We start from the raw sequence: 23,648 nt of genomic DNA, 5'->3' as shown, positions 1-23,648 counted from the left end.
AAGCATATAAAAGCGATCTAAATCATGAGGTAAGCAATCCTACATGTAAAAGGAGCGATTTTCGCATGAATGAAATTACCCACCGTAGTAAAACAAGACCTGTTAAAGTAGGTCCTTTAACGATAGGCGGTAACGATGAAGTTATTATTCAAAGTATGACAACCACTAAAACGCACGATGTGGAAGCAACAGTAGCTGAAATTAATCGTCTTGAAGAAGCTGGTTGTCAGATCGTACGTGTTGCTTGTCCAGATGATCGAGCTGCAGATGCGATTCCAGAAATTAAAAAAAGAATCAATATTCCTCTTGTCGTTGACATCCATTTCAATTACAAGCTTGCCCTTAAAGCAATTGAAGGTGGAGCTGACAAGATTCGAATTAACCCAGGTAACATTGGGCGTCGTGAAAAAGTGGAGGCAGTTGTAAAGGCAGCTAAAGAAAAAGGTATTCCAATTCGTATTGGGGTAAACGCTGGTTCACTAGAGCGTAAAATCCTTGAGAAATATGGATACCCAACGGCTGAAGGTATGCTTGAAAGTGCCCTTCACCACATTAAAATTCTTGAAGACCTTGATTTCTACGATATCATTGTCTCAATGAAAGCATCTGATGTACAACTTGCTACAGAAGCTTATGAGCTCGCAGCTCGCTCGTTTGATTATCCATTACACCTTGGGATCACAGAATCTGGAACGCTATTTGCTGGTACAGTAAAAAGTGCCGCTGGTTTAGGTGTTATTCTTTCTAAAGGTATTGGAAATACGGCACGTATCTCTCTAAGTGCTGATCCTGTTGAAGAAGTTAAAGTAGCTAGAGAACTTCTTAAATCATTTGGTCTCGCTGCGAACGCTGCAACATTAATTTCTTGTCCAACATGTGGACGGATTGAAATTGATTTAATTTCGATTGCAAATGAAGTTGAAGAATATATTTCAACGATCAAAGCACCAATTAAAGTAGCTGTGCTTGGCTGCGCCGTAAACGGCCCTGGGGAAGCACGTGAAGCTGATATTGGTATTGCAGGCGCTAGAGGTGAAGGTCTTCTCTTCCGTCACGGAGAAATCATACGCAAGGTTCCTGAAGAAACAATGGTAGAAGAATTGAAAAAAGAAGTAGATAAAATAGCAGAAGAACACTACAAAAAAATGGCAGAAGAAAAAGAGAAAGCGGAAGCTAACTCTTAAGAAACTGTTCCTGTAAACACAAAAAGCCAGGCACGAAAGAGTGCCTGGCTTTTCTATTTCTGTTACTTAACTAAAAGAACGGTGCGAAGAATAAGCTGATGATCATTGAAGCGGCACCGACACCTATCGCCCATGATCCAAGCGTTGTCAGTCCCTTTCTCCTAGCAACAAATCCTACGACAATTCCCGCTGCTCCAAGAATCACGGGAAGAATAAACAAAGAAATAACGGACAGAGCAAGAGCTGCTACACCAATACCTACTCCCGTTTTTTCTTGTTCCTGTCTTTTAGCTTCAAAGTGTTCATGATGCTCTTCAGAAGTTGGACGTTCATTTTCAGGTGACTGTAAATAAGGGCGGTCCATTACACCGGGAGCTACTTCCGCTGCTGCTTCTTCATAGTAATCCTCTTCAGCGCGTACCTCTCGCTCCTCGATTAGGTCCAGATCCTCATCTTGTCTGTCTTCTGTCATATACATCCCTCACTTTGCCTTGTTGTGGAGCATGCTTAGTATTCGTAAGGAAACCAAAGATTATGTTTCATTCTTCAGTAAGATCCTTCCAACTCAAGGCCATTGCTTCTGTGTTATGATAATACGTGAGATCACAAAAAGGGGTTTTATCATGACTATCAAAAGACTCGGACTTGATATTGATGGAACAGTCACAAGTCCTAAAACATTCCTTCCATACTTAAACTCATCATTTAATAAGAAATTGTCACTTGATGATCTAACAGAGTATAATCTTGCGAATATCCTCGGCATTCATAAAGATGAATTCTTCAAGTGGTTAAAAGCAAATGAGAAAAACATTTATGCTAACGCAATAATCGCTGATGATGCTCATCCAATATTAAAATCTTGGGAAGGAAAGTACGACCTTTTCTACATCAGTGCCAGAGGGAATCACCTTCTAGACACAACAAAAAATTGGTTTGCTGCAAATTCTGTTCCGTTCCATCACATTGAGCTTATTGGAAAACATGATAAAATTGACGCGATAAAAAAACATGGTGTTGACGTATTTTTTGAAGACAAACATGATAATGCTTGTGCCATTGCAGAGGAGTGTCAAATTCCTGTTATTCTTTTTAATACACCTTATAATCAAGGAACCGTTCCTTCTAATGTTTCCCGATTAGAGTCGTGGCATGAAGCAAGTCAATGGATTCAACTACACAACAAAAGCGGCAGAGCCTGAGCTCTACCGCTTTTAATTTGCTTGACATTCGTCACAGCGTCCATACACCTCAAATTTATGACCAGTTACTTCAAACCCTGTATCCCCCACTGGAATAGCTTCCATAGGACAAGAATCAATATGACGTGTTTTTCCGCAGTCCAGGCAAATGAGGTGATGATGATGACTTTGTGTTGCACAGCTAAGTCGATAGCGCTTTTCACCATTCCATTCCGTCTCTTCTAAAATAGCCAGGTCGGTAAATAGCGTCAAATTTCGGTAAATCGTATCTACGCTCATCCCAGGATAACTTCTCTGCATATGGTTCAGTACATCTCTCGCGGAGAGATACCTCTTCTCTTTAGCAAATAACGTCACAAGATCTTCGCGCTTCTCCGTATATTTATAGCCTTGTTCTTTTAAAATACGCAATGCTGTAGAGACATTCATACTTCCACCTCATCATGTTAAGATTTCCATTGTTTAATTCGTTTTACCAAAAGTACGAACAGTAAAATAAAAGCTGATAAAAGAACGATCGTTCCCCCTGGCGCGATATCAAGATAATAGGCCAGTACAAGTCCTCCAAGTACAGCCATCTCACCGAAAATGATTGAATAGGCAATCGTCTGCTTAAATCCACGTGCAATTCGAATGCTGGCGGCCACAGGAAGCGTCATTAGTGCAGAAACCAATAAGACCCCTACAATTTGCATTGAAACAGCAATTACAAATGCCACGAGTAAAATAAAAATGAAATGGATCCATTTTGCCCTTACTCCTGATACAATTGCTTGTTCTTCATCGAATGAAAGGAAAAACAGTTCTTTATATAATAGCGTTACGACAATAACGACAATCACACTAATGATTGCAACTGCCATTAAGTCACTTCGACTAATAGCAATAACACTTCCGAATAAATAATTAAACAAATCCGAATTAAATCCATCTGCTAAAGATAAAAAGACAACCCCTAGACCAATGCCACCAGACAGCGTAATCGGAATAGCAAGCTCTTCAAAATGTTTATATACTTTACGAAGCTGTTCGATAAATAACGAGCCCGCTGCTGAAAAACCCATTCCCATATAAACAGGATTAACACCTTGCCAAAATGTAGAATACTTGCCCAAAAGCAGGCTAGCAGCAATTCCAGCAAGTGTTATATGTGATAAGGCATCTGCAATTAATGCCTGTCTTCTAACAACGATAAATACCCCAAGAAGCGGTGCAATAACTCCAATTAAGATACCTGCCATAAAGGCATTCTGTAAAAACTCAAATTTCCATAAAGCTTGAATCATTTTCTAAAAGCCTCCATGATCATGATCGTGACTTAATACATGAACATGATGACCATAAAAACCTGATAATTCACGTTCATTAAACTGCTCAAATTCATTCGTTTCTCCATGAAAATGAAGCGTTTTGTTTAGACAAGCAACGTGCGTCACTTTGTCTGTAATCGTTCCGATATCGTGTGTAACTAGCAATAAGGTAATCCCATTATCCTTATTCAACTTACCGAGAAGCTCATAAAAATCACTTGTAGAATTCGCATCTACTCCTACTGTCGGTTCATCAAGAATCAGAATTTCCGGTTGACTGACCAATGCTCTTGCAATAAAAACCCGTTGTTGCTGGCCGCCTGAAAGTTCCCCAATATTACTGGATGCAAAATCACTCATTCCAACTAATTGCAGAGCATCCATGACTGCCTTACGATCATTTGTTTTCATAAATTTGAATAAACCCAGTTTGCTTGTCAGTCCCATTGAAACAACTTCAAAAACAGAAGCAGGAAAACCAGAATTAAAACTATTGGCTTTTTGTGAAACATAACCAATTTTACTCCAATCATGAAATTTACTCATTTTTTTACCAAAAATATGAACAGAACCTTTTTGAGCTTTTAATAAACCGAAGATAATTTTAATTAAAGTTGATTTTCCAGATCCATTCGGTCCCACCAATCCAACAAAGGCCCCTTGAGGGATCGAGAAAGTAATATCCTCTAGTACATTGCCATCTCCATAATGGAAAGAAATGTCCTTAAGATCGATTAAATTATTAGAAGTACTCATTTTATTACCTACCATCTATAAGAATCATTACGATTTACATTATGTAGTATACATGACATCAGGAGTGTTTGTAAATTTAAATACCGATGTCACTCCCCTTTTTCATCTTCATGTATAATGAAAACAAAATTCATTTTTAGAAAGGAATTTCACCTTGTCTCGAAAATCTTATTATGCTGTCATTGATATGGGATCAAATACGATTCGGCTTGTTATCTATAAATTAAATTCATTCGGTGAATTACAGGAAGAACAAAATCTCAAAGTTACAGCTCGTTTGCGCTCTTATCTTGAAGAAGACTTAACAATTAATCCAGAAGGTTTGAATGTCATCCTCACGACTTTACAGCACTTCCAAACAGTCACAAGATCTTATGATTTAAAAACAGTTAACTTAATTGCAACTGCAGCTGTTCGACAAGCGAAAAACCGAAGTGCGATTATGCGAGTAATAGAGAATGAAACAGATTTCAAAGTTAACATTCTAAGTGAAAAAGCAGAAGCTTACTACGGTTATCTTTCTGTCATTCAGTCCACTAACCTTCAAGATGGCTATACAATTGATATAGGTGGCGGTAGTACGGAAATCACTTATTTGGAAAATCGTCAAATGAAGCATTACCACAGTTTTCCTTTTGGAGCTCTTACGCTACAGAAAGAATTTATTCATAGTGAAAAACCTACAACGAAAGAAATAGAAAAGCTCCGTAATTTTTTAACCGAGCAATTTAAAACCATTCCATGGATAAATAAGCGCGGCTTGAGAGTTGCTGGTATTGGTGGGAGCGCAAGAAACCTTTCTCTTATGCATCAAAAAAAGTATCATTATCCTCTTTCAGGAATTCATCATTACGAATTTCCTACTGAACAAATAGAAGGTATGATTGCTCAATTAAATACCTTATCTTTAAGTCAACGAAAAAAAGTAGAAGGCCTATCAAAAGAACGGGCGGATATCATCATTCCAGCTGTACAAGCGATTGAGACATTCACTTCATTTGTACAGGCCCCTTCCTTTCTAATGTGCCGAAAAGGGTTACGTGAAGGGTTTATGTACGAAACCCTCATTACAAACAAGGTAACGGATCGATTTCCAAATATCATCGAGCGTAACGTGGAATCGTTAGTTTCGAAATACAATATTAACATGTCCAAAGTTGATGTGAATAAGAGGATTGCATTTCTTCTCTCAAGCGAATTGCAAAGGGCAGGATTGCCTTTGAATTCAGATTATGAAAACCTTCTGGCTCAAGCTGCAAAACTAAATTACCTTGGCGATCACATCGAGAGCGAATCAGTAAGTCAACATACCTTTTATATTTTATCTAATACTGCCTTAAATGGTCTGAATCATAAGGATCGCATTATTCTCGCGCTTTTAGCATCTTTTAAAAATAGATCAACCTATCAGGAATTCTCTGCCCCCTACACATCTTGGTTTAACGGTGATGAGTTAGATCAAATTGAAATACTAGGAGCGGTACTAAAACTTTCCTATTTTTTAAACACAACAAATCGTGATGTTGTACACGAAATCTCCCTCACTGATGTGAATTCTGATCGATTTACATTGAAAATATACTGTACGAAAAGTTTTCTTTTTGAGAAAGAAAAATGCGAAAAGCATATTAAGCATCTCGAAAGAGCACTCTCAATGGATATTTCTTTACAATTCCTTCTTAAGTCATGATTTTTTACAATTTCATTACAATTCGACATGAAGAATCCAATTAATTTCTGGTAAAATGGACTTAAGCAACTCATAAAGGAAGGTAATTGAATGAAGGAATTAGACAGCAATCCTAAAAAATTGAATATAGCTTCTTCTGATTATTACAACAACCGTGAACTTAGCTGGCTTGGCTTCAATGAAAGAGTACTAGAAGAAGCAGTGGATGAACGTAATCCACTATTGGAACGGTTGAAATTCCTTTCGATTTTCAGTTCAAATTTGGATGAGTTTTTCATGGTTCGAGTGGCGGGTCTAAAGGACCAGATCGCCGCAGGATTTGAAAAGCCTGAAAACAAAGCAGGTTTAACACCCAAAGAGCAGTTGGCTGAAATTTTTCAAATAAATCATGGTCTCGTTGACCATCAATATGAAACATTCACCCATTCTCTTCTTCCCTCCCTGCAAAACGAGAACATTCATATGCTTAAATGTGAGACGTTAACGGATGCTGAACGATCTTTCGTTAATGATCATTTTGAAAATCAAATTTATCCTAGTTTAACTCCTATGGCGATTGATGCGTATCGCCCATTCCCAGTCATTCCAAATAAAGCGTTAAATATCGCTATTATTTTACAAAAAGAAGATGATGAAACTTCCGAAAATCACCTAGCTATCGTGCGAATTCCACCCGCACTTGATCGTTTTATTGAGGTTCCTTCACTCGATTCAAGACGATGTTTTGTTCTTTTAGAAGATGTTATAAGCCAAAATTGTTACAAGCTTTTTGAAGGTTATCGCGTTATATCTACATCTCAATTTCGTATTACTCGTAACGCTGATTTATCAATTCATGAAGAAGGTGCGCGAGATCTTCTTGAAGTTATTGAAGAAGAATTAAAGAAACGAAAGTGGGGCGCTGCGGTTCGTCTTGAAATTCGAAAGGATTGGAATGACAAAGCCTCAACTCGTTTTCTAATTGAAAAACTCGAGCTTCATGAGAAGGATGTCTATATTGTAGACGGTCCGATTGACCTTACATTTTTATTTGGGTTTTACAAAACATTAAGCGATACCCATGATCATTTACTATTTGAAACCCTTGTTCCCAAAATTCCACGAGCACTTCAAAACGAGCGTTCCATATTTTCAACTTTACTAAATAGGGATATTTTTTTGCATCATCCTTTTGAATCATTTGATCCTATTGTTGATTTCATTCAACAAGCATCCGTTGATCCTAAAGTACTTGCGATAAAACAAACACTTTATAGAGTGAGTGAAGATTCTCCGATCATTAACGCTCTAGCAAAAGCCTCAGAAAACGGCAAGCTTGTCACCGTACTAGTTGAATTAAAGGCACGATTTGATGAAGAAAACAATATTCAGTGGGCTAAGAAACTAGAGAAATCTGGTGTTAACGTCATCTACGGTATGACATCTTTAAAAACACATAGTAAAATCACGCTTGTAGTACGCAAAGATCGTAATGTCATTCAGCGTTTTGTTCACCTTGGGACAGGCAACTATAATGATGCGACTGCAAAAATTTACACCGATATGGGACTACTAACCTCAAACCAAAAATTGGGTATTGATGCTACAAATTTCTTTAATTATTTAAGTGGATACCGTACAAAACCAGACTGGTACTACTTCTCTATTTCACCTGGTGAGATTAAAGAATCGTTTATTGAACTCATTAAAAAGGAAATGGAACATCATCGTAGAACTGGAAGAGGACGCATTATTGCTAAAATGAATTCTCTTACAGATAAAGACCTTATTATGCAATTTTATAAAGCCTCACAAACGGGAGTAAAAATCGACTTAATCGTGAGAGGAATTTGCTGTCTTCGCCCAGGAATAGAAGGTGTGAGCAGTCATATTACCGTGCGGAGCATAGTGGGACAGTTTCTTGAACACACTCGAATTTTTTACTTCCATCATAGCGGAGAGGAGAACATCTATCTCTCTTCAGCAGATATGATGACTCGAAACATGGATAAACGAATTGAAATCCTATTTCCTATACTCCAATCCAATTTAAAACAAAAAGTGAAATTAACGTTAGACCTTATTCTAAAGGATAATGAGAAAGCAAGAGTTCAGGATAGTAATGGTATTTATCACTATGTCGAAAGGAATACAAACGAACCCTCCATTAATAGTCAACAAAAATTAATGCAGAATCCATTTTCTTATTTATAAACATTAAACCATCAAAAAAACCCTCTACTTTAAAGTAGAGGGTTTTTACGCTTCCATTATGAACGAAGCGAAGGTGCTATTTCAACTACATATCATGGTTACTAGCCATTTCTTGAATCTCGTCTGAATAACCACTTCTAGGTGTTCCTTCATTTGCTACATAGGTTTTTAATCCACCGATGCCACGGTTATAAGCCGTCAGCGCTTCATCCCAATTATCGTATTTGTCATAAAGATAATCAAGATAAGTGACAGACAGGGTTATTGAAAAATAAGGGTCAAATAATTTTTCTTCCGAGTAGTCAATTCCAGCCATATCAGCAATCCACGGGGCGGTATTCTTCATAAATTGAGCCATGCCATACGCATGCCCATATTTTGTTTCTGGACCGATAAGCTCTGGATCAAACGTATTACCTGTTTCTACCTTTAAAAGCTCATAAGCAATTGCAGGATCAATATCTGCTTTCATTGACTGGTAAGTTAGAAATAATCCCCACTTTTTGTTAAACTTTCCTTCACTGTCATTATAAAATTGCTCAGAGTATGCTTTTGCTTGTTTCCATTCTTCTACACTCACTGATTGCGTACCGAGTGAATAACCCGTTTCTTTCTCTAATCTAGTTATCGCTGTCTGTGTTTTGATCTGATCGTTCTGGGAAGATTTTTGATCCAACTCCCCAACCGTTGTTTTCGCATCGGCAACTTGTTCGTTAAAAAAGTGAAATTGTACGAGAATGATAGCTAGTACAAGTGTTAGAACAATAGCAGTGATCATTGACAGAGTTTTTTTTAGGTTGTTTTGAATAAAATTGATAGTGTTGCACTCCTTTACAACTGGTTTTAATAAAGCTGAAGAGCACCAGTTAAGTTTATACCCTAACATTTATATCTCAAACCTTTCTACTATTTTGCTCATCAATGAATATCCTTTTATAAGAAAAAAGGCCCCAATTTAAGGAGCCTAATGAATCGGTGATTTAAATTTTGCACCTCTCGTTTCCTGCGTATTCATAATCGTAAGAAATGCGTGAGGGTCTATATCATAAATAACACTTTTAAGCTTTGTAACCTCAAGTCGAGTGATAACCACGTAGATTACTTCTTTTTCTTCATCAGTATAACCACCCTTGCCAACCAGCTTTGTTGTTCCTCTACCAAGTCGATCAAGGATCGCATCAGAAATCTCCTCATATAAATCTGATACAATCAATACTGCTTTTGTTTCATCAAGACCTTGAATGACGGTATCTATTGTTTTAAATGCAATATAATACGCCATTACAGAATACATGGCATTTTCCCAACTGAAAACAAAACCAGCCCAGGTAAAAATAAAAATGTTTGTAAACATAACAAATTCGCCAATTGAAAAAGGGATTTTTTTTGTTAAAAGAATACCTAATATTTCCGTCCCATCCATTGAGCCTCCATGTCGAATAACTAGCCCAACTCCAAGTCCTAAAGTTAGCCCACCAAACACCGTACCCAAAATTGGCTCAGTGGTAAATGGCGCAGTATGATGAAGAAGCGTTTCAAAAGTCGCAAGCCCTATAATTCCAAATAGAGTTGAAAATGCGAACGTTTTTCCAATTTGTTTGTAGCCATAATACATAAACGGAAGATTTAAAACAACCACTAAAATAGCAAAATTAAAGGGTGTGAGATGATCGAGAATCAAAGAAACGCCGATTATTCCTCCATCAATTAATTGATTAGGAACAAGAAACAATTCAATAGCGGCTGCAGCGAGAAAAGCGCCAATCATAATCATAAGTAATCGGTAAATCAAGTGCGTTTTACTTTCTTTCCTATGCTGTTTTTTTTCCATTACACCCTCCAGAAAGTTCCAAATTAAGGATCTTATTACTTATTATATTAAAATTCTCCTTGTACTAAAAGACATGAAAGCTTCTTACACAATTTTGAACACCATCACAAGGAGGATGCATAGTATGAGATAGGCAAAGGGGGCATCGTGATGAATCCAATACAACTTCAACTTGTAAACTTCAAATTAAACCGTATTACGGCTGAAGAATTACTTCAGCTATCTAAACAATATGGTATTACACTTACAACAGGAGATGCAAAGAAAATTGTCCAAATATTGAAACAAGAAAATATCGATATTGCAAATCAAACGCAGCGAAAGCGCATTTTATTGAAAATAAGCCGTGAAGTTAGTCCTTCCGTTGCATCACGTGTAAATAAATTAATGTTATCTTTTTTAAATCAATAACAAAAAACCGCTGAAGCGGTTTTTTGTTAGACAGTCATTAACTTGTTTTTTAAATCCTCATCAAACTTCTTATTACGAAGCATGTCAATCTCAAGTTTATACGGGGCTTTCTTATTTTTCTTATCTTCTCCTACATACGGTGTTTCTAGGATTTTGGGAATTTCTTTTAATTGCGGATGATGAATCACTTTATTTAGAGCATCAAAACCAATATAACCAAAACCAATATTTTCATGGCGGTCTTTCGCTGCTCCACATTCATTTTTACTATCATTTACATGAAGAACCTTCAATCGCTCGATCCCAACAATACGATCGAATTCATTTAATACACCATCAAAGTCATTAACAATATCATAACCCGCGTCGTGAGTATGACACGTGTCAAAACAGACAGATAGCTTCTCATTATGCGTCACACCGTCAATAATTTGAGCTAGCTCTTCAAAGTTTCTTCCACATTCAGATCCTTTCCCTGCCATTGTCTCTAAAGCAATTTGTACTTCTTGCTCCGGTGTAAGAACTTCATTTAATCCTTCGATAATCTTATGAATCCCTTTGTCTGCCCCTGCTCCTACATGAGCACCTGGGTGTAAGACAATTTGACGGGCGCCTAGAGCATGAGTCCGTTCGATTTCAGAACGAAGAAAATCAACTCCAAGCTGAAATGTTTCTGGCTTCGTTGTATTCCCAATATTAATAATATACGGAGCATGTACGACAATATCCTGAATGCCATGTTCCTTCATGTGAGCGGCGCCCTGTTCAATGTTGAGTTTTTCAATCGCCTTCCGTCTTGTGTTCTGAGGGGCACCCGTATAGATCATAAAAGTTGTTGCACCATATTTCACAGCTTCTTCACTTGCTCCAAGTAGCATTTTATCTCCACTCATTGAAACGTGGGATCCTATTTTTAACATTATCTTCAGCCCTTCCTTTTATAACTTTGTTTCCATTCTCTCCGTTTGATGACACAATAGCGACATCACATCCAACTTCAGCATTTATCATAATAAAGCAGACAAAAACCCTCTGTATTAAGAGGGTTTTTGAGTTATTTTCTACGTTGCTTTTGCTGAATTCTGTCACGCTCTTGTTGCATTTTCTTTTTGTACCCTGGTTTAACTTTCTTTGGCTTTGGTACAAAAACGTCCGGCTTTGATGAAGTTGGTTTTTTACGAGGAGTTACAGGTTTCGCTTCTACCCATTCCCCGTTCTTAACCTCTTTATATGCAATACTGATTCCCTTTGCTGACAGCTTTTGAATCGCTTGTTGATCGGAAGGCTCTGCAAGTGTATAAGCAATTCCATCCTGACCTGCACGTGCTGTTCGACCAACGCGGTGAATATAGAAATCAAGATCTTTAGGTAATTCAAAATTTATAACGTGCGACACGCCTTTTATGTCAATCCCTCGTGAAGCAAGGTCTGTCGCTACGACATACTGACATTCAGCTTCTTGAATTTTTTTCATAATTTGCTTGCGTTGACGAGCTTGAACACCGCCATGAAGTCGCTCTACATTATGCCCGTTCTCAATTAAAAAGTCAGCTACTTCATCAGCCGTTTGTTTCGTATTCGTAAAGACAAGAGCTAAATAAGGGTTGATGGCTTTTGTTACATTAAGCAGCAACTCTTTCTTCTCACGATATCGGGCTGGTATAAAAATATTTTCCACTTTATCAGCCGTTACCTGCTCAGCATTGACTTCAACAAATTTAGGGTTGTCCATATATTTCTTCAAAAATGGTTGCAGACTCTTTGGAATTGTTGCAGAGAATACGAGCATTTGTAATTCTTTTGCCATTCTTGAAGCAATATAATCCACATCTTCAATGAAACCCATATCTAGCATCTGATCAGCTTCATCTACTACGAGCATAGTTGCCGGAAAAACGCTTAAGGCTTGCTCTTCAACAAGGTCTTTAATTCTTCCTGGTGTTCCAATCACGATATGTGGCGTATTTTTCATCCGACTAATCATGCGTTTCCGATCCGTTCCACCTACGGCTTTTTTGATGGAAATGGCTTCTTCTTCTGAAAGCGGCTCGATTAATTTTAATGCCTCATTATATATTTGATCAGCTAGTTCGCGAGTTGGTGCTGTAATCACGGCCTGACATTCATTCTTCTCACGGTCAATACGATGAATAAGCGGTAAAAGAAAGGCAAGTGTTTTACCTGATCCCGTTTGTGATTGTCCAATTGCACTCTCACCATTACGTATAGCTGGCACAAGTCTCTCTTGTATTTCAGTTGGTCTTGTGAATTTCTGAGCTTCTAGCGCTTCAATTAAGAATGGCTTAAGCTCTAATCTATCAAATTGTTTCATTATCGTTGTTCCTCCATCCATTAATCCACTTTGTATTATAAAGCAAATTCACGTAAAGCGCCATACGTTCAGAAAAGACCTTCCACTCTGATTTTGCATGCACTGTCATATAATAGAAATCTTACGTTTCCTTCGCATTTATTTTAGAAGCGATTCCATGCTTAAAGAAGGCAGATTTGAATTAAAAACTTTTCTATTATTTGTATTGCCCAATATTGAACCTTCTCACACCTTCTATTTTTTCAGCATACCTTAATAGTACCAACAGTTTATTTTGGTCAAGTTATAAGAAGGAGGGTATGACATGAATCAATTTCCTCCCTCCCCTCAAAGTGGTCCGGGTCCTGGTATGGGCTTTCCATTTTCCGGCGGAGGGTTTCAAGGTCCCGGCCCAGGCTTTTCACAGCCTCCACAAACAGGAACTGGAGGACTATTATCTAGGTTTTTAGGCGGTGGCGGAACGCAAGCAGGTGGACTCCCTATGCCTCCAGGTTCATTTCCAGCAATGCAGCGTGGGGCGATACCTGGTTTTCCTCAGCAGGCTGGAATGTTATCTCGATTTCTTCCAGGTGCCGGCCAGGGTGGTATGGATATGATGGGCATGATCCAAAATGTTCAAAAAGTGATGCAAGCTGCCGACACAATTAAACCTATGGTACAGCAATACGGACCAATGGTAAAACAACTGCCCGAAATGATCGCTTTATTTAAAGAATACCAAAAATCCTCAGGGGAAACAGAAGATGATGAAGATAGCGAAGCAGACGAAACACCTAAGAAAGCAAAGAAATCTTCTAAAAAAACAAAAGGTAAAACCCCTCCAATAACAAACGTAAAGAAAAAATCAAAACCGGTTTCAAATGAACAAAGTATTAAATCAAAACCTAAACTCTATGTTTAACTAACGTGTTTCGTTGAGTTATCTCGATATCTCCTTTATAATTAGGAGAGATCAGTTATACAACAATCCATCCATGGATTGAGGAGGTACTCGATGAAAGTAACTAAAATTTCACCTAGAGGTTATTGCTATGGTGTTGTGGATGCAATGGTCATTGCACGCAATGCAGCGCTTGATAAAACTTTACCGCGCCCGATTTTCATTCTCGGGATGATCGTTCATAATAAACATGTAACAGATGCTTTTGAAGATGATGGCATTATTACCCTTGATGGACCGAACCGTATGGAAATTCTTAAGAAGGTAGAATCCGGAACGGTTATTTTCACTGCTCATGGCGTTTCGCCTCAAGTTCGTGAGCTAGCTGAAGAAAAGGGGTTAACTGTCCTTGATGCTACTTGCCCCGATGTGACGGTAACACATGATTTAATTCGTGAGAAACAACAAGAAGGCTATCACGTTATTTATATTGGTAAAAAAGGACACCCCGAACCTGAAGGAGCCATGGGAATCGCTCCTGAAATCGTGCATCTTGTTGAAAAACCAGAAGAAGTCGATGCTCTTCAAATTAACAGTGAAAAGATTATTATTACAAACCAAACGACAATGAGTCAGTGGGATGTACAAGAAATTATGGAAAGAGCGACTGAACGATATCCGCATGCCGTTATCCATAATGAAATTTGTAATGCTACTCAAGTACGTCAAGAAGCCGTTGCCGAACAGGCTGGTGATACAGATTTAGTTCTTGTCGTCGGAGACCCAAAAAGTAATAATTCGAACCGCCTTGCGCAAGTATCAATTGAAGTTGCAGGAACACCTGCATATAGAATTACCGACATTTCAGAATTACAACTTGAGTGGCTCAAAGGAGTTGAAACAGTCGGTGTGACTGCTGGAGCTTCTACTCCAACTCCAATTACGAAAGAAGTGATCCGTTTTCTTGATCAATATGATCCAGAAGATGAAGATACGTGGGTACGGGAAAGAAAGGTACCTTCATCCAAAATCCTTCCTAAAGTAAAAGTGAAAAAGTAACAAAAAATCCCGCCTGTAGTGGCGGGATTTTTTTATCTAAATTGAAATGGATCAGTTTTTTCTTGAGAGGAAATAATCTCTGTTTCATATCGCTTCTCTTCTAGAAAAGCTAACAATTTCTTACGCACGCCCTCGATCATGATTTTTTCAATATTATGTCCTGCATCTATGATTTGGAGCCCTTCGATCATAGCATCATGTGCCACGTGGTAATAAATATCACCTGAGACAAAAACATCTGCTCCACTAAAGCGAGCGGCGTTTATAAATTTATTACCGTCTCCACCTAATACAGCTACCTTTTTAATCGTAGATTGGAGATCTCCGACAATCCGAACGCCACCTGCACCAAGCTTTTCTTTCACAAAACCGGCAAAGCTTTCTAAGCTCATCTCAGTTTCAAGTTGACCAATTCTTCCTAGACCTAACTTTTCTGGTTCATTATCAAGTGGATAAATATCATAAGCTACTTCTTCGTATGGATGCGCCTTCTTTATAGCATTAATAATTGCTGCTTGGTGATCCGCATAGAAAATACTTTCAATTTTCACTTCATCTACGGATTCTAAAGCGCCTGCCTTACCAATGAACGGCTGTGCATGGTCAGTTGGCTTAAACCTTCCTGTCCCTTGAGAAGTAAAGGTACAATCACTATATTCTCCTATAGAGCCAGCTCCCGCGTTAGCAAGAGCATTTCTTACCTCTTCTTGGTGAGATGCCGGTACAAAAACGACAACCTTTTTTAGCTCTCTCTGAAATGTTTCCACGAGAACGCTTGTATCTTTTAATCCTAACGCTTCTGCCAGCATATCGTTCACACCACCAGGGGCCACATCCAAGTTCGTGTGAGCAGCATACACTGCAATATCATGCTTAATCAGCGTTTCAATCATTTTCCCTTGAGCTGTATCTAAATTGATTTTTTTTAGCGGTCGATAAAGAATAGGATGATGCGCTATGATTAAATCGACACCTTCATTCACCGCTTCTTCAACAACATTGGGAAGAACATCAAGTGCAGTCATGACCTTCTTGATTTTTTTGTTAAGACTGCCAACCTGTAGCCCGATCGGGTCTCCCTCTTCTGCATATTTCTTTTTAGACCAGGATTCAAATTCTTGAATAATTGCCTGTCCTGAAACTAGCTTACTCATGAAAGAACCTCCTTAATAATGTCCCGTTCATTTTTCACCTGTGCTTCTTTATCTGAAACACCGTGTGTTTTCGTTAACGACGTTAAGATCCGTTCCCTCTTCGATAATTCATTTTGCCACTTTGTCCGAAAGGCTTCGTTTTGATTTTTTAAAAGTATCGGACCAACTAACATACTTTTTCGTAGCTCTTTATCAGACATTCCTTCATAAGGACGCTTTCCGTTTCCTGCATCGAACACAAGAACTTCGTAAACCTTATGATCTTCTTCAAGAATGCATTCATCAACTAGCTCCCAATCTAAATCGGAAAGTCGTTCACGGAGAAGATGTGCAGCCACATTGGGTTGTAGGACAAGTCGCTTTACGTTCGCTAACTTCTCTCTTCCCTCTAGTAGAATATCGCGAATCAATTGACCGCCCATTCCAGCAATTGTAATGACATCTACTTCTCCAGGAGAAAGTACTTCAAGACCATTACCTTTACGCACTGTGATTTCTCTCGTGAAGCCGCTACGTTTAACTTGGTTAACGGCTGATTGATAAGGACCTTCATTTATCTCACCTGCTACTGCAAACGTGATGTGCTGTTTATTCATTAAGTAGCAAGGTAAATACGCATGATCAGATCCAATGTCCGCTACACTACTTCCCATTGGAACAAAGTTTGCTACCGTTTTTAAACGCTCTGACAATAATTTATCGTTCATTTCTTCACCTTACCCAATTTTCTTCTTTATAGTTTACCCTTTACCATTTCTTGATAACAGAAATTCGCATCAAAAGGAATTAGGTTTTCTTCCAAATAGAAAAGCTTCCTGTTCTCACAGAAAGCTTTTTTCGCTTCTTATTTTTTCTCGGAAAGCCACTGAGCAACTGCTTCAGCCTGTTCTCCTTGAATGAGTCCCGCAGGCATTCCGGAGCCTTTACCATTATTAATAATGTCGAGAATTTCATCCTTGGAGTACTTTCCTCCAACCGCATTTAGAGCTGGTCCTACCTGGCCACCAAGATCACCACCGTGACAAGATGCACAATTTTGAGCGTAAATATCTTCAGGTGCAGCTGCTTCAGCCTGTTCTTGCTTTTCACCTTCGCCCTCAGCGCTCTCTTTGCCGTCCTGTTGTAATGCCCAGAAAGAAACACCAATAATGAGAATTAATCCGATAACGGCTGTCCAAGCAAATGGAATAAGCGGATTCTTTTTCATTTCTTTTCCTCCTTGTACCGATTCGCTGATGTCGTTTTCCCCAAATATGTAAGAGTAAACAAATCATAACTTATTTTACTTGAAAACGCTATGAAAGAAAAGGGGAAGCGAGGCAAATCACATATTTGTCATAGTTATTCACTCTATCTCTATGATAGCAAATTTTCTCAATAAAACAAACGGCATCAGCACAATTACTGATGCCAGTTCATATCATTTATTTTTCTAACTTAGAATTAAGATTAGTCCACTTTACCGCGGTTTCACGGAGTTTATACTTTTGGATCTTTCCTGAAGCAGTCATTGGATAGTCATCGACAAAAAAGATATGAGACGGGATTTTATATCGTGCAATTTTCCCTTCACAAAAATGAAGAATATCGGAAGGAGTGATCGTTTCATTCTCTTTCAATTGAACACAAGCCACAACGATTTCGCCGTATTTCTCATCTGGAACACCAATAACTTGAACGTCCTGAACAGCAGGATGTGTATATAAAAATTCTTCAATTTCACGAGGATATACATTCTCCCCACCACGAATAATCATATCCTTTAATCGCCCTGTAATCTGAACATACCCGCTCTCATTCATTTTCGCTAAATCTCCGGTATGTAGCCAACCGTCCTGGTCAATTACCTGCTTCGTCGCATCGGGCATGTGATAGTACCCTTTCATCACATGGTAACCTCTTGTACATAATTCTCCTATCTGATTTTCCTGAACTTCTTTACTCGTTAGAGGATCTACGATTTTAACCTCAACACCAGGTAAAGCTTGACCAACAGAATTTACTCTGTATTCAATCGGGTCATAAGTTCTAGTTTGGGTAATAACAGGAGAAGATTCCGTTTGACCATAAGCAATCGTAATTTCTTCCATATTCATTTTGTTCATCACATTTTTCATCACTTCAATTGGACAAGGGCTTCCAGCCATGATTCCGGTACGCAAAGACCGCAAATCAAATGTATCAAATTCAGGAAGATTGAGCTCCGCAATAAACATCGTAGGTACACCGTGTAGAGCTGTGCACTTCTCCTGTTCCACCGTTTTCAATACAAGATTCGCCTCAAATTCAACAATCGGAACGATGGTAGCTCCTGCTGAAAAAGCAGCTAAAGTACCTAATACACAGCCAAAACAATGAAAGAAAGGCACAGGAATACAGAGACGATCTTCTTCTGTTAGTTTCATACACTGGCCAATCTGATAGCCGTTATTAAGGATATTGTAATGAGTAAGCATAACACCTTTTGGAAAACCAGTAGTCCCTGACGTATATTGCATATTGATCACATCATCAGGATCAAGCTCTTTCTTTCTTATATCCAACTCCTCTTCTGACGTTGACTTACCACATTGAATAAATTCATTCCATGACATAAAAGAAGATTGTGGATTTGATCCGATATAAATCGCATGTTTTAAATAAGGGAGATCATGCAAAGCACATTTCCCATTAATAACCTTGTCACCACTTTTCGTCAGATCAAGAAAGGCTTTTGGATAAGAAGTACCTTTGAAACCATCAATTATAAATAGATGAGTGGCATCAGATTGCTTGAGAACGTACTCCAATTCAGTTGACTGATAGTTCGTATTCACAGTAACAAGCACCGCACCTATTTTAGCAGTGGCAAATTGCAACAGTAGCCATTCTGGTACATTCGTTGCCCATACGGCAATATGCTCTCCTTTGACCACACCTAAATCAAGTAGCGATTTGGCAACTGAATTAACTTCCCTATTAAATTCACTGAAGGTGTACCGAACATTTTCTTTTGCATATACGACAGCTTCTTTCGAGCCAAATTGATGAACCTGTCTCTCAAGCATCGCCCCAATTGTCTCATGAAGCAATTTCGTCATAGTCGCACCCCTTTTTAATTACCATGTTATAACTTGCATGTATACTGAATCAAAAGAAATTCCTAACACACCTAACTAACCGAGCGCTCGTTCAGTTTAACAACCAATTTCACGAGCAATGACCATTCGTTGAATCTCCGATGTTCCTTCGCCAATTTCAAGTAGTTTCGCGTCTCTAAAATAACGTTCGACATGATAATCACGCATATAGCCATTTCCACCGTGAATTTGAACTGCCTGGTCGCAAACTTCCATACAGATTTCTGAAGCATATAATTTGCAGATAGAGGCTTCTTTTGTGAACTTTTTACCCTGGTCTTTTAACCAGGCAGCTTTGTATACCATTGTACGAGCTAATTCTATTTTCATAGCCATATCTGCTAATTTAAATTGTATGGCTTGAAAACGTGAAATTGATCGACCAAACTGCTTCCGTTCATTTGCATACTGTAACGCCTTCTCATAAGCTGCCTGAGCAATTCCTACACCCATAGCACCAATCCCTATCCTTCCACCATCAAGCGTCATAAGGAATTGTCTGAAGCCATCTCCACGCTTCCCAAGTAGGTTCTCCTCCGGTACGACGACGTCTTCCATAACAAGTTCCGTTGTATTCGACGAATGCAATCCTAATTTCTCATAATTATCAATCACTCTAAAGCCAGGTGCTGAAGTAGGCGCAATTATCGCGCTAATTTCTTTTTCGCCGTCTTTACGATTAGTAATCGCCGTTAATGCAAGATGATCGGCGTAAGATGCATTTGTAATATAGCACTTATTCCCATTAATAACCCACTGGCCGTCATTGAGAAAGGCTTCTGTTTCTGTCCCTCCTGCATCAGATCCGGCATTAGGCTCTGTTAATCCGAATGCACCCAATGACTCTCCAGAACAAATTGGTGCAAGGTATTTTTGTTTCTGTTCTTCTGTGCCAAAGAGGTGCAGCGGTGCTCCTCCAAGCGATACGTGAGCGGAATAAGTAATTCCAGTTGACCCGCACGCACGGCTTAATTCTTCTACGACAATGGCAAAGCTTATTGTATCTGCTCCCCCACCACCGTACTCTTCCGGAAATGGAAGACCCATAATACCCAGTTCACCGAGTTGTTGAAAAATCTCTTTAGGAAACCTCTTTTCCTTATCTCTTTGTTCTGCACCAGGTGCAACCTTTTCATCCGCAAACTCTCTAATCATCTTTTGAATCATTTTTTGCTCTTTCGTTAAGTCAAAATTCATTACCATATAACCTCCTATAAATACCACCAAATTGAATGCGCTTACATTTCATTATCTCTTTTAGATGTAATTTTTTCAACATTTTAGAAAATAAAAATAATTTTATATATTATTTTTTTGTTACTAAGACTCTAAAGCCTATTATGACAAGAGGCAGTACTTTTATTTTCAAAACGGTCATTTGCAAAACGAAAGAAAAATCAGTAAAATAAATGACAAGAAATGTATTCTTTAATTCTTCGTTGGCTAAATAAACAAGTTAAATACGAATGAGACATAAACGCTAATAAATAATAAAAAACTCTCTGACCGCATAAGCGGTCAGAGAGTAAGTAAGTCTATTCCAGAAAATCTTTTAATCGTTTGCTACGGCTTGGATGGCGAAGTTTACGAAGAGCTTTTGCTTCAATCTGTCGGATTCGCTCACGCGTAACGCCAAAGACGCGTCCTACTTCTTCTAGCGTTCTTGTTCGCCCATCGTCTAGCCCGAAACGAAGTCTCAATACGTTTTCTTCTCGGTCAGTTAGCGTATCTAGAACATCTTCAAGCTGCTCTTTCAGCAGTTCATAAGCTGCAGCATCCGATGGCGCAAGGGCATCTTGATCTTCAATAAAATCTCCAAGGTGGGAGTCGTCTTCTTCACCAATAGGCGTTTCAAGAGAGACAGGTTCTTGAGCAATCTTAAGAATTTCACGGACTTTCTCTGGAGAAAGATCCATTTCTTTACCAATTTCTTCAGGTGATGGTTCACGCCCAAGATCTTGAAGAAGTTGACGCTGAACTCGAATTAATTTATTAATCGTTTCGACCATATGAACGGGAATACGTATCGTTCTAGCTTGGTCTGCAATTGCTCGAGTAATGGCTTGACGAATCCACCACGTTGCATAGGTACTAAATTTGTACCCTTTACGATAATCGAATTTTTCAACCGCTTTAATGAGTCCCATGTTCCCTTCTTGAATTAAATCTAAGAAGAGCATGCCTCGTCCAACGTATCTTTTCGCAATACTAACAACAAGTCGAAGGTTTGCTTCAGCGAGACGACGCTTAGCCTCTTCGTCACCTTCTTCGATACGTTGTGCTAGACTAATCTCTTCCTTTGCAGAAAGAAGGTCTACACGGCCAATCTCTTTTAGGTACATACGAACCGGATCATTTATTTTGACACCCGGAGGAACACTTAAGTCGTTCAAATCAAATTCTTCTTCTTTATTAACTTCTTGAGGCGAAGGATTATCAGAAGTATCTTCGATGACTTCAACACCTTGTTCCTCTAGATATTCAAAGAATTCATCCATTTGATCGGAATCCTGTTCAAATGGGGACAACCGTTCTACGATCGTAGAGTAAGTAATTAAGCTTGTTTTCTTTCCAAGCTCTACTAACTGCTCTTTCACTTGATCGATGGTTAATTCACCTTCCGCCGGTTGGCGAGTTGGTTTTTCAGCCATTCGATCCCCTCCTTCCATACATCTCAACAATAAAAATCAGTCATTATCTTAAAATGAATTTCTTAAGTTCTTTTTCATTTCAAGAATTTCCATAGCGATCTTGGCTGCCTGGACAAAATCTTGCTTCATTTCCGCTTCTTTCTTTTCTTTTTCTCTCTCTTCTATCTTTATCCATTCTGGATAATTTAACACCTGCCGGATATAATCATGTAATTCTTTGTCCGACACGTCATTATTTAAATCCATCATGGCCAGTTCAGAAGCAATTTTGACAAGGTTAGGATCAGTCAGCTGCTCCATGAATTGACTGACGTCAGCTTCATGGCCGTTAGCATAAAAGCTATACAGGTATGCAGCAATCGCACTATGCTCGTCAATATTAAACGAACCGCCAACCTCTTCCTGTACTTTTTCTGCCACTTCCAGATCACGCATCATATAAGCAAGTAAGATACGTTCTGCATTCTGGAATGCTGGTAAGAGCTTTTTCTTAACATAGAAATTTTTCCTAGCATTATTATCCCTTTTCGGAGGAGCATTATCCTTACTTTTCTTCCCCTCTTTAAAAAACTGGGAAACCTGCTGCTTTAAAGCATCGAGTGAAAGTGAGAATTCTTCCGCTAGCTGTCGTAAATAATGATCGCGTTCAACAGCATTAGGAAGACGGCTAATTTCTTTAAGTACTTCTTCGATATAGCGGATTCGTTCTCCTTCATCCGATAGGTTTTTTCCTGATCGAAAAACCTCCATTTTGAAAGCCATTACCGTTGGCGCTGCCCCTATTACATCCTTTTCAAACCGTTCTGCACCGTATGTTCGGATATAGTCATCGGGATCTAGTCCACCTGGCATTTTAGCTATTCTAACGTAGCACCCGGCTTCCATTAATTCGTCTGCCGCTCTTGTAGCAGCATTGGTTCCAGCCTTATCTGAGTCATAACAAATGACCACGGACTCTGTCTGTCTTCGCAGCAGTTTTGCTTGATCCTTCGTTAAAGCCGTACCTAAACTTGCTACAACGTTTTGTACCCCATTTCCGTATGCTGTAATCACATCAACATAGCCTTCTAATAGGATTGCCTGATCTTTTAAGCGAATAGCCGAGCGGGTAAGGTGAAATCCATAGAGAAACTTCCCTTTTTGAAAAAGCTTCGTTTCCGGACTATTTAAATATTTAGGTTCGCCATCTCCTATGATTCTTCCTCCGAATGCAACTGGTCTTCCTTTTGGATCCCAAATCGGAAACATAATCCTATTTCGAAAGCGATCGAAATACTTTCCATCAAATTCTCTTTTGGCGAGTAAGCCTGCGTCAGCCACTTTTGCGAGAGGGTAGTTTCTTTTTTCCAAATACGATGTTGCATAGTCCCAAGAATCAGGTGCAAAGCCTAACTGAAACTTTTCAATCATTTCTTTCGAAAAACCTCGTTCATTAAGATAAGCACGGGCTTGTTCGCCTTCCGGTGTCTTAACCATACAATGATTGTATAGTTTAGCGAGAAAGTCATGGGCCTTGTATATGGTGTCATTCTCAGAATTTGTTTTTGCACTACCGCTCTGATTTTCTTGCACTTCAGGTAAGTCAATACCGGATTTTTGTCCAAGACTTTGAACAGCTTCTACAAAGTTATACCCTTCAATTTCCATTAAAAATGAAAAAGCGTTACCGCCAGCACCACATCCGAAGCAATGATAAATTTGCTTGTCCGGCGCTACTGAAAATGAAGGAGTGCTTTCACCGTGAAAAGGACAAAGGCCAAAGAAATTTCTTCCTTGCTTTTTCAGTTGGACATAATCGCTAATCACATCAACAATATCTGTGGATCGGCGAATCGCTTCAATTTTTTCTTCTGGGATTCTGCCACTCATTATTTAT

Annotated in this window: 22 protein-coding genes; 7 read left to right on the top strand and 15 right to left on the bottom strand. The window is 38.8% G+C overall.

Features of this window, described 5'->3' with window-relative positions:
- Positions 1-65 precede the first annotated feature (65 nt).
- Positions 66-1,184, top strand: a complete 1,119-nt coding sequence (ispG, locus tag PQ578_RS06965) for a flavodoxin-dependent (E)-4-hydroxy-3-methylbut-2-enyl-diphosphate synthase (protein ID WP_098444261.1) — start codon at positions 66-68, stop codon at positions 1,182-1,184.
- A 70-nt stretch (positions 1,185-1,254) separates the two neighbouring features.
- Here ispG and PQ578_RS06960 read toward each other — a convergent pair whose 3' ends face one another.
- Positions 1,255-1,656, bottom strand: a complete 402-nt coding sequence (locus PQ578_RS06960) for a DUF4190 domain-containing protein (protein ID WP_159783226.1) — start codon at positions 1,654-1,656, stop codon at positions 1,255-1,257.
- Between the two features lie 151 nt (positions 1,657-1,807).
- On the opposite strand from PQ578_RS06960, the gene PQ578_RS06955 reads away from it, so the two are divergent.
- Positions 1,808-2,386: a hypothetical protein gene (locus tag PQ578_RS06955; RefSeq protein WP_273832753.1), complete on the top strand. Its 579-nt coding sequence runs from the start codon at positions 1,808-1,810 to the stop codon at positions 2,384-2,386.
- Positions 2,387-2,398: 12 nt separating this feature from the next.
- On the opposite strand, the gene PQ578_RS06950 is transcribed toward PQ578_RS06955, so the two are convergent.
- Genes PQ578_RS06950 through PQ578_RS06940 form a run of 3 tightly spaced genes read right to left on the bottom strand, consistent with a single transcriptional unit; the run spans position 2,399 to position 4,452 of the window.
- Positions 2,399-2,815 carry a Fur family transcriptional regulator gene (locus PQ578_RS06950; protein ID WP_098444264.1) on the bottom strand — a complete coding sequence of 139 codons (417 nt, stop codon included), beginning with the start codon at positions 2,813-2,815 and terminating at the stop codon, positions 2,399-2,401.
- 17 nt (positions 2,816-2,832) lie between these two features.
- Positions 2,833-3,672: a metal ABC transporter permease gene (locus tag PQ578_RS06945; RefSeq protein ID WP_098444265.1), complete on the bottom strand. Its 840-nt coding sequence runs from the start codon at positions 3,670-3,672 to the stop codon at positions 2,833-2,835.
- A 3-nt stretch (positions 3,673-3,675) separates the two neighbouring features.
- Positions 3,676-4,452, bottom strand: coding sequence for a metal ABC transporter ATP-binding protein (locus PQ578_RS06940; RefSeq protein ID WP_160918751.1), 777 nt, complete (start codon positions 4,450-4,452; stop codon positions 3,676-3,678).
- A 154-nt stretch (positions 4,453-4,606) separates the two neighbouring features.
- On the opposite strand from PQ578_RS06940, the gene PQ578_RS06935 reads away from it, so the two are divergent.
- On the top strand, positions 4,607-6,142 hold the full coding sequence (locus PQ578_RS06935; protein ID WP_273832745.1) for a Ppx/GppA family phosphatase: 1,536 nt from the start codon (positions 4,607-4,609) through the stop codon (positions 6,140-6,142).
- Positions 6,143-6,232: 90 nt separating this feature from the next.
- Positions 6,233-8,335, top strand: a complete 2,103-nt coding sequence (locus tag PQ578_RS06930) for an RNA degradosome polyphosphate kinase (protein ID WP_273832743.1) — start codon at positions 6,233-6,235, stop codon at positions 8,333-8,335.
- An 85-nt stretch (positions 8,336-8,420) separates the two neighbouring features.
- Here PQ578_RS06930 and PQ578_RS06925 read toward each other — a convergent pair whose 3' ends face one another.
- Complete coding sequence (locus PQ578_RS06925) at positions 8,421-9,113, bottom strand: lytic transglycosylase domain-containing protein (protein ID WP_098445788.1); 693 nt, start codon at positions 9,111-9,113, stop codon at positions 8,421-8,423.
- 186 nt (positions 9,114-9,299) lie between these two features.
- On the bottom strand, positions 9,300-10,166 hold the full coding sequence (locus PQ578_RS06920; protein ID WP_098444269.1) for a YitT family protein: 867 nt from the start codon (positions 10,164-10,166) through the stop codon (positions 9,300-9,302).
- 150 nt (positions 10,167-10,316) lie between these two features.
- Here PQ578_RS06920 and PQ578_RS06915 point away from each other — a divergent pair, with 150 nt between their 5' ends.
- The gene (locus PQ578_RS06915) at positions 10,317-10,577 is read left to right on the top strand and encodes a DUF2624 family protein (protein WP_098444270.1); all 261 of its coding nucleotides are present in this window, start codon (positions 10,317-10,319) and stop codon (positions 10,575-10,577) included.
- Positions 10,578-10,603: 26 nt separating this feature from the next.
- Here PQ578_RS06915 and PQ578_RS06910 read toward each other — a convergent pair whose 3' ends face one another.
- Entirely contained in the window at positions 10,604-11,497 is an 894-nt protein-coding gene (locus PQ578_RS06910; RefSeq protein WP_273832733.1) for a deoxyribonuclease IV, read from the bottom strand.
- Positions 11,498-11,631: 134 nt separating this feature from the next.
- Positions 11,632-12,909 carry a DEAD/DEAH box helicase gene (locus PQ578_RS06905; protein WP_098444271.1) on the bottom strand — a complete coding sequence of 426 codons (1,278 nt, stop codon included), beginning with the start codon at positions 12,907-12,909 and terminating at the stop codon, positions 11,632-11,634.
- A gap of 304 nt (positions 12,910-13,213) precedes the next feature.
- On the opposite strand from PQ578_RS06905, the gene vrrA reads away from it, so the two are divergent.
- Both vrrA and PQ578_RS06895 read left to right on the top strand, forming a co-directional pair.
- On the top strand, positions 13,214-13,810 hold the full coding sequence (gene vrrA / locus PQ578_RS06900) for a VrrA/YqfQ family protein (protein WP_273832730.1): 597 nt from the start codon (positions 13,214-13,216) through the stop codon (positions 13,808-13,810).
- Between the two features lie 93 nt (positions 13,811-13,903).
- Positions 13,904-14,848: a 4-hydroxy-3-methylbut-2-enyl diphosphate reductase gene (locus PQ578_RS06895; RefSeq protein WP_273832728.1), complete on the top strand. Its 945-nt coding sequence runs from the start codon at positions 13,904-13,906 to the stop codon at positions 14,846-14,848.
- A 32-nt stretch (positions 14,849-14,880) separates the two neighbouring features.
- On the opposite strand, the gene PQ578_RS06890 is transcribed toward PQ578_RS06895, so the two are convergent.
- The 7 genes from PQ578_RS06890 to dnaG all read right to left on the bottom strand — a co-directional run bounded on the left by PQ578_RS06890 (position 14,881) and on the right by dnaG (position 23,641).
- Positions 14,881-16,002, bottom strand: coding sequence for a Nif3-like dinuclear metal center hexameric protein (locus PQ578_RS06890; protein WP_273832727.1), 1,122 nt, complete (start codon positions 16,000-16,002; stop codon positions 14,881-14,883).
- The gene (locus PQ578_RS06885) at positions 15,999-16,709 is read right to left on the bottom strand and encodes a tRNA (adenine(22)-N(1))-methyltransferase (protein ID WP_273832725.1); all 711 of its coding nucleotides are present in this window, start codon (positions 16,707-16,709) and stop codon (positions 15,999-16,001) included. The genes PQ578_RS06890 and PQ578_RS06885 overlap by 4 nt, the downstream gene beginning before the upstream one ends.
- A gap of 137 nt (positions 16,710-16,846) precedes the next feature.
- The gene (gene cccA / locus PQ578_RS06880; RefSeq protein ID WP_098444276.1) at positions 16,847-17,209 is read right to left on the bottom strand and encodes a cytochrome c550; all 363 of its coding nucleotides are present in this window, start codon (positions 17,207-17,209) and stop codon (positions 16,847-16,849) included.
- A gap of 217 nt (positions 17,210-17,426) precedes the next feature.
- Positions 17,427-19,082 carry an AMP-binding protein gene (locus PQ578_RS06875; RefSeq protein ID WP_273832722.1) on the bottom strand — a complete coding sequence of 552 codons (1,656 nt, stop codon included), beginning with the start codon at positions 19,080-19,082 and terminating at the stop codon, positions 17,427-17,429.
- Between the two features lie 96 nt (positions 19,083-19,178).
- On the bottom strand, positions 19,179-20,318 hold the full coding sequence (locus PQ578_RS06870; protein WP_160918740.1) for an acyl-CoA dehydrogenase family protein: 1,140 nt from the start codon (positions 20,316-20,318) through the stop codon (positions 19,179-19,181).
- A gap of 338 nt (positions 20,319-20,656) precedes the next feature.
- Complete coding sequence (rpoD, locus tag PQ578_RS06865; protein ID WP_098444279.1) at positions 20,657-21,772, bottom strand: RNA polymerase sigma factor RpoD; 1,116 nt, start codon at positions 21,770-21,772, stop codon at positions 20,657-20,659.
- A 48-nt stretch (positions 21,773-21,820) separates the two neighbouring features.
- Positions 21,821-23,641, bottom strand: a complete 1,821-nt coding sequence (dnaG, locus tag PQ578_RS06860; protein ID WP_273832718.1) for a DNA primase — start codon at positions 23,639-23,641, stop codon at positions 21,821-21,823.
- Between the last annotated feature and the right edge of the window lie 7 nt (positions 23,642-23,648).

Origin of the sequence: Guptibacillus sedimenti (genome assembly GCF_028610665.1) — a bacterium.
GTDB classification, from domain to species: Bacteria; Bacillota; Bacilli; order Bacillales; family Guptibacillaceae; genus Guptibacillus; species Guptibacillus sedimenti.
This window is presented reverse-complemented; position numbering and strand designations above follow the sequence as displayed.